The following is a 6,268-nucleotide window of genomic DNA, read 5'->3' as shown; positions in this document are numbered from 1 at the left end:
ATGATGGTCGCCGGCGTCGCCCTCTCGGGCAACGACCACGACGACGCAGCCGCTAAGACCAACACGGCCGCCGCCGCGAACCTCGCCCCCGCCAAGAAGACCGAGGGCAAGGACTCCAAGGCGCTGCTCACCGGCAAGACCACCGCGTCCTACTTCTGGGACGACGGATCGGGCGTCAACGGCGACACCGGCGCCCCGGCCGGCGGGAAGCCGATGCAGAAGGGCCTGTTCGCCTCCCCGTCCTGGCCCCTGCACACCAAGGTCAAGGTCTCCTACGAAGGCCGCAGCGTCACCGGGTTCATCGGCGACCGAGGCCCCGGCGAACCCTCGCACCGCGGCGTGATGCTCGACCTGGACACCTATACCTTCCGTCACCTGCTTGACGGCGGCACGCCGAAGTCCAAGTACAACACCGGCTCCGACGCCGGACACATCAAGGGCGTCAAGTACGAGATTCTGAAGTGGGGCAAGGGCGCGGGCTCGAAGGGTGAGCCCAAGCCGCTCGGATAATCGCCACGCGTGGTGCCGGAAGCCCCGGCGGTCGTTCGACCGCCGGGGCTTCCGGCTGTTCAGAACCGGATCGTCGGGCTTTCGGTTCCGGTGCCCTGGTACACCCGCTGGAAGTAGAACTTCGGCAGGACGCGGTACGCGTGGTGCGGGGGGACGGCGGACGCCTCGAAGGTGCAGACGATCGCCGTGCAGCGCGGCGAGGTGAAGTACTGGACGCTCTTCTGGGTGTCGGCCGTCTTGAGGACCAGCACGAGTTGCACGTCGTTGCTCGCGATGAGCTTCGGGTCGTTGCGGGACGCGACCGGGTCGGTGGTGCCGCGCAGGTAGACGCGGTGGCCGTCGGTGCGGATGCACGCCGTTGTGTAGTGGCCGCGCGCGTCCGCCGCCGTGCGCGGGCCGCACAGCCAGCCGGTCGGCTTGGCGCCGCCGCTCCCGCCCGTCCTGCGCTTCGGGGCGCCTGACCTGGAGGCGGCCGGGCCGGACGCGGACTCCGAGGGTGACGCCGACGCGCCCGGCTTGCGGTGCGGCCGCGTCGGGGACGGCGACGCCGCGGCGGCGGCCCCGTCCGTCGCGGCGGCGTTCGCCTGCCGCCCCGCCGCCGCGAGGCCCCGCCCGTCGCCGGAACCGCCGCCGTCGCCGCCGGAGGCGAACGCGAACGCGCCCCCGGCCGCGACCGCCGCGACGAGCGCCGCGCCCGCGCCGATCAGCACCGGCGTCCGGTAGGACCGCCCCGCCGTGCCGCCGCCCGTGCCGCCGCCCGTGCCGCCGTCCGTGCCGCCGCCCGTGCCGTCACTCGTGCGCGTCGGCGGCGGCGTCTCGGGGAACGCGGGCGGCGCGGCGGGGAACGGCGTCGGCGTCCCGCCGCCCGGTGCGGACGGCAGCGTGCGCTCGGCCGCCGGCAGCGGCGTCAGCGCGTACGGCGCGGTCCGGTGCGCCGCCGCGTACTCGGTGAGGCCCTGCGCGAGGGCGAACGCGCCGATCCGCGCGACCGGTTCCTTGGCGAGGCTCTGCTCGACGAGCGTCCACAGGCGGCCGTCGACGCCGGGGATCGGTTCGGGCGCGTCCTCCAGGTGGGCGCGGATGACGGCCGTCAGCTCCGCGCCCCGGAACGGCGGCCGTCCCGCCAGCAGCTCGTAGAGGGTGACGCCCGCCGCGTACACGTCGGCGGCGGGGCTGAGCGCCTGCCCGCGCAGCACCTCGGGCGCCATGTAGGACGGCGTGCCGACGACCTGCCCGGCGGCGGTCAGCTCGGTCCCCGAGACGATGTGCGCGACGCCGAAGTCGGCGAGCCGGGCGGGGGCCTCGCCGCCCGCGCGGTGGTCGAGCAGGACGTTGGCGGGTTTGAGGTCGCGGTGGACGAGCCCGGTCCCGTGGACGGCGACGAGCGCGGCGCAGACCTGCCCGACCAGCCACGCCGCCTCGGCGGGCGGCAGCGTGCCGCCGCGCCGCGCCCGGTAGCGGCCGAGGTCCTCGCCGGTGACGAGGTCCATGACGAGGGCGAGCCGGTCGCCCTCGACGACCATGTCGTGGACGGCGACGACGCCGGGGTGGCGGACGCGCAGCAGCGCGGTCCGCTCCCGGACGAAGCGGGTCAGCGCGTCGGGGTCGTCGGCCAGTTCGCCGCGCAGGATCTTGACCGCCCGCTCGGTGCCGGTGTCGCGGTCGAGCGCGCGCCAGACCACGCCCATCCCGCCGCGGCCGATCTGCTCGGTCAGTACGTACCGGCTCCCCAGCGGCGCGCCGCTCTCGGTCATCCCGTCGCTCCCCCGTCCGCCCATGATCGGGACATTATGGTGCCTTGCGGACGGGATCGGGGGCCGTCAGGCGTGCGCGGCGCGAATCTGCTCGATGACGCGGAGGATCGCGACGCTCTCGTCCAGCGGCATCAGCGGCGACTCGGTCTCGCCCGCGCGGAGCCGCCGGGCGACCTCCTCGGCCTGGTGGGTGTAGCCGTGGCCGGTGAGGGGCGCGGTGAAGGTCTCGGGTTCGGCGCCGCGGCGGACGAGCGTGAGTTCGGTGGGCCGGTAGAACGGCGCGGCGACCTCGATGCGGCCGCGGGTGCCGACGACGGTCGCGGCGTGCGGGGACTCGCCGCGCAGGCCGCAGTGCAGCAGCGCGACCGCGCCGGAGTCGTAGCCGAGCAGGATGCCGGTGTTGGCGTCCACGCCGGTCGGCGCGGGGGCGCTCACGGACCGGACGGCGGCCGGGTCGCCGAGCAGCGGCCAGGTGAACGACAGGGCGTAGCAGCCGAGGTCGAACAGCGCGCCGCCGGCGAGGGAGGCGTCCCACAGGCGGTGCGCGGGGTCGTAGTCGGGGGCGATGGAGAAGTCGGCGTGGACGGCGGTGATCTCGCCGATGGCGCCGTCGGCGGCGAGGGCGTAGGCGCGGCGGACGAGCGGGTTGCAGCGCGTCCACATGGCCTCCATGAGGAACCGGCCGCGGACGCGGGCGGCCGCGACGAGCGCGGTCGCGTCGGCGACGGAGGTGGTGAGCGGCTTCTCGACGAGCACGGCGCGGCCGCCCTCCAGGCAGCGCAGCGCGGGCGCGGCGTGCAGGGGGTGCGGGGTGGCGACGTAGACGACGTCCACGCCGTCGTCGTCGGCGAGCGCCGCGTAGGAGCCGTGGGCGCGGGGGACGCCGTAGCGGTCGGCGAAGTCGCGGGCGGTGCCCGCGGCGCGGGAGCCGACGGCGGCGACCTCGTGGCCGGGCAGGAGCAGCAGGTCCTCGGTGAAGGTGGCGGCGATGCCGCCGGTCCCGAGGATTCCCCAGCGGATCGTCGGTTCGCTCATCCGGCGATCATAGGGGGCGAAGGGGGCGGTCCCGCTTGACCTGGAGCGCGCTCCAGATGATCGACTGGGGGGATGGAGTACACACAGCTCGGACGGACGGGACTCAAGGTCAGCCGACTCGTGCTCGGCACCATGAACTTCGGCCCGTTCACCCACGAGGCGGACAGCCACAAGATCATGGACGCGGCGCTGGACGCGGGCGTCAACTTCTTCGACACCGCCAACATGTACGGCGGGCCGGGGAACCGGGGGCGCACCGAGGAGATCCTGGGGACCTGGTTCGCGCAGGGCGGCGGGCGCCGCGACAAGACCGTCCTGGCGACGAAGGTCTACGGCGACATGGGCGACCCGGACGCCCCGTGGCCGAACGAGGGCAGGCTGTCCGCGCTGAACATCCGCCGCGCGGCCGAGGCGTCCCTGAAGCGCCTGGGCACCGACCGCATCGACCTCTACCAGTTCCACCACATCGACCGGGCGACGCCGTGGGAGGAGATCTGGCAGGCCGTCGACGTCCTGGTGCAGCAGGGCAAGGTGCTGTACGCGGGGTCGTCGAACTTCCCCGGCTGGGCGGTCGCGCGGGCCAACGAGACCGCCGCGCGCCGCTCGTCGCTGGGCCTGGTCAGCGAGCAGTGCCTCTACAACCTCGCGGAGCGGCGCGCCGAGATGGAGGTGATCCCGGCGGCGGAGGCGTACGGTCTCGGCGTGATCCCGTGGTCGCCGCTGCAGGGCGGGCTGCTCGGCGGCGTCCTGCGCAAGCAGCGGGAGGGTGTGCGGGGCCGGTCGACGGGCCGGGCGGCGGACCAGCTCGCGGACCCGGCGGTCCGCGACCGGGTCGAGCGGTACGAGGCGCTGTGCGCCGACCACGGTCTGGAGCCGGGCGACGTGGGCCTGGCGTGGCTGCTGACGCGGCCCGGCGTGACGGGCCCGATCGTGGGGCCGCGCACCGCCGAGCAGCTCGACTCGGCCGTCCGCGCGGTGGGTCTGGAGCTGCCCGCCGAGCTGCTGGCGGCGCTGGAGGAGGTCTTCCCCGGCCCCGGGCCGGCGCCGGAGGCGTTCGCCTGGTAGGGCGGGGCCGTCCCGGGTAGGGGCGGTCGGCGGAATGCCGGACCGCCCCCGCCGGTTGACGGGGGCGCGGCACGAACGCCGACGAGAGGAGGCCGTGATGGCCACCGTGGAGCTGACGCGCGACACCTTCGACGAGACCCTGGAGCGGGAGGGCACGGTCCTGGTCGACTTCTGGGCGTCGTGGTGCGGCCCGTGCCGCACGTTCGCGCCGGTGTACGACCGGGTGTCGGACAAGCACCCCGATGTGACGTTCGCCAAGGTCGACACCGAGGCCGAGCCGGAGCTGTCGGCCGCGTTCGAGATCAGCTCGATCCCGACGCTGATGGTCGTGCGCGACAAGATCGTGCTGTACTCCGAGCCGGGGGCGCTGCCCGAGCAGGCCCTGGAGGACCTGATCGGGCAGGCGCAGGCGCTGGACATGGACGAGGTCCGGCGCAGCGTCGCCGACCGCGCCTGACGGCGGCGGGCCGGGCCCCGCGCGGGGGTCCGGCCCGGTCAGCCGATCCAGACGGTCTTGGCGTTGCAGAACGCGTGGATGCCGAGGTCGGACAGCTCCCGGCCGTAGCCGGAGCGCTTCACTCCGCCGAACGGGAGTTCGGGGAACGACGTCGTCATGCCGTTGATGAAGACCTGCCCGGCGTCGAGTTCGCGCAGGAACCGGTCGCGTTCGTCGGGGTCGGTGGTCCAGGCGTTCGAGCCGAGGCCGAACCCGGTGGCGTTGGCCAGTTCGACGGCGGCCGAGACGCCCCGCACGCGGAACAGCGACGCGACGGGCGCGAAGACCTCTTCGCCGAACATCCGCATCCGCGGCGTCACGCCCGTGACGACGGTCGGCGGGTAGTACCAGCCGGGGCCGTCGGGGCGCAGGCCGCCGCACAGGATCGTCGCGCCCTTGCCGACCGCGTCGGCGACGAGGTCCTCGACGGCGGCGCGGGCCTTCTCGTCGACCAGCGGGCCGACGTCGGTCTGCGGGTCGGTGGGGTCGCCGACGCGCTTGGCGCTCATGTGCGCGACGAACCGCTCCTCGAACTCGTCCGCGACGGCCTCGTCCACGATGAACCGCTTCGCCGAGATGCAGCTCTGCCCGTTGTTGAGGCAGCGCGAGTCGGCGGCGGTGCGCGCGGCGGCCTCCAGGTCGGCGGACGGCATGACCACGAACGGGTCGCTGCCGCCGAGTTCCAGGACGGTCGGCTTGATCTCGTCCCCGGCGGCGGCGGCCACGGCGCGGCCCGCCGGCTCGCTGCCGGTGAGCGTCGCGGCGCGCACGCGCGGGTCGCGGACGATCCGCTCGACCTGCGCGGACCCGACGAGCAGCGTCTGGAAGACGCCCTCGGGGAACCCGCCGCGCCGGAACAGCTCCTCCAGGAACAGCGCGGTCTGCGGGACGTTGGAGGCGTGCTTGAGCAGCCCGACGTTGCCCGCCATCAGCGCGGGCGCGGCGAACCTGACCACCTGCCAGAGCGGGAAGTTCCACGGCATGACCGCCAGGACGGGGCCGAGCGGTTCGTAGCGGGTGAACGCCTGCCGCGCGCCCACGGCGGCGGCGTCGGCGTCGCGGTCGGCGAGGAAGCCCTCGGCGCGTTCGGCGTAGAAGCGCAGCGCCCCGGCGCACTTGCGGGCCTCGGCGCGGGCGGCGGAGAGGGTCTTGCCCATCTCGGCCGTCATCGTCGCGGCGATCCGGTCGGCGTCGGCGTCCAGGACGTCGGCGGCGGCGTTCATCCAGCGCGCCCGCTCCTCGAACGAGGTCAGCCGGTACGCGCCGAACGCGGTCGCGGCGCGCTCCAGCGCCCGGTCGATCTCGGCCTCCGACAGGGCGTCGAAGGTCTTCTCCACTTCCCCGGTGGCCGGGTTGACGCTCGCGATGGCCATGAGCCGTTCCCCCTCGTCGTCCGAGAAACCCCAGC

The 6,268-nt window shown here is 74.6% G+C and carries 6 protein-coding genes; 3 read left to right on the top strand and 3 right to left on the bottom strand.

The window, feature by feature from the left end:
* A partial coding sequence (locus G339_RS39585; protein ID WP_019634649.1) for a hypothetical protein occupies positions 1-510 on the top strand: 510 nt, incomplete at its 5' end.
* A gap of 59 nt (positions 511-569) precedes the next feature.
* Here the strand turns inward: G339_RS39585 and G339_RS36245 are convergent.
* A complete protein-coding gene (locus tag G339_RS36245) occupies positions 570-2,288 on the bottom strand; it encodes a serine/threonine-protein kinase (RefSeq protein ID WP_084693485.1) in 1,719 nt (572 codons plus the stop codon).
* A 42-nt stretch (positions 2,289-2,330) separates the two neighbouring features.
* The gene (locus G339_RS0129395) at positions 2,331-3,299 is read right to left on the bottom strand and encodes a Gfo/Idh/MocA family protein (RefSeq protein WP_019634648.1); all 969 of its coding nucleotides are present in this window, start codon (positions 3,297-3,299) and stop codon (positions 2,331-2,333) included.
* A gap of 72 nt (positions 3,300-3,371) precedes the next feature.
* Here G339_RS0129395 and G339_RS0129390 point away from each other — a divergent pair, with 72 nt between their 5' ends.
* Together G339_RS0129390 and trxA are read left to right on the top strand one after the other, a co-directional pair.
* Positions 3,372-4,364, top strand: coding sequence for an aldo/keto reductase (locus tag G339_RS0129390; protein ID WP_019634647.1), 993 nt, complete (start codon positions 3,372-3,374; stop codon positions 4,362-4,364).
* Positions 4,365-4,398: 34 nt separating this feature from the next.
* Positions 4,399-4,821, top strand: coding sequence for a thioredoxin (trxA, locus tag G339_RS0129385; protein WP_157408081.1), 423 nt, complete (start codon positions 4,399-4,401; stop codon positions 4,819-4,821).
* Between the two features lie 38 nt (positions 4,822-4,859).
* Here trxA and G339_RS0129380 read toward each other — a convergent pair whose 3' ends face one another.
* On the bottom strand, positions 4,860-6,233 hold the full coding sequence (locus G339_RS0129380) for an NADP-dependent succinic semialdehyde dehydrogenase (RefSeq protein ID WP_019634645.1): 1,374 nt from the start codon (positions 6,231-6,233) through the stop codon (positions 4,860-4,862).
* Positions 6,234-6,268: the final 35 nt, after the last annotated feature.

Source organism: Actinomadura atramentaria DSM 43919 (assembly GCF_000381885.1).
GTDB lineage: Bacteria > Actinomycetota > Actinomycetes > Streptosporangiales > Streptosporangiaceae > Spirillospora > Spirillospora atramentaria.
Note: the sequence above shows the minus strand (reverse complement) of the source record. Positions and strands in the feature narration are given on the sequence as shown.

What these genes read in the sequence shown, in the direction of transcription:
- G339_RS0129395 (WP_019634648.1), bottom strand. Translation starts at nt 3,299, where the DNA reads ATGAGCGAACCGACGATCCGCTGGGGAATCCTCGGGACCGGCGGCATC.
- G339_RS0129390 (WP_019634647.1), top strand. Translation starts at nt 3,372, where the DNA reads ATGGAGTACACACAGCTCGGACGGACGGGACTCAAGGTCAGCCGACTC.
- G339_RS0129380 (WP_019634645.1), bottom strand. Translation starts at nt 6,233, where the DNA reads ATGGCCATCGCGAGCGTCAACCCGGCCACCGGGGAAGTGGAGAAGACC.
- G339_RS36245 (WP_084693485.1), bottom strand. Translation starts at nt 2,288, where the DNA reads ATGGGCGGACGGGGGAGCGACGGGATGACCGAGAGCGGCGCGCCGCTG.
- trxA (WP_157408081.1), top strand. Translation starts at nt 4,399, where the DNA reads ATGCCGGACCGCCCCCGCCGGTTGACGGGGGCGCGGCACGAACGCCGA.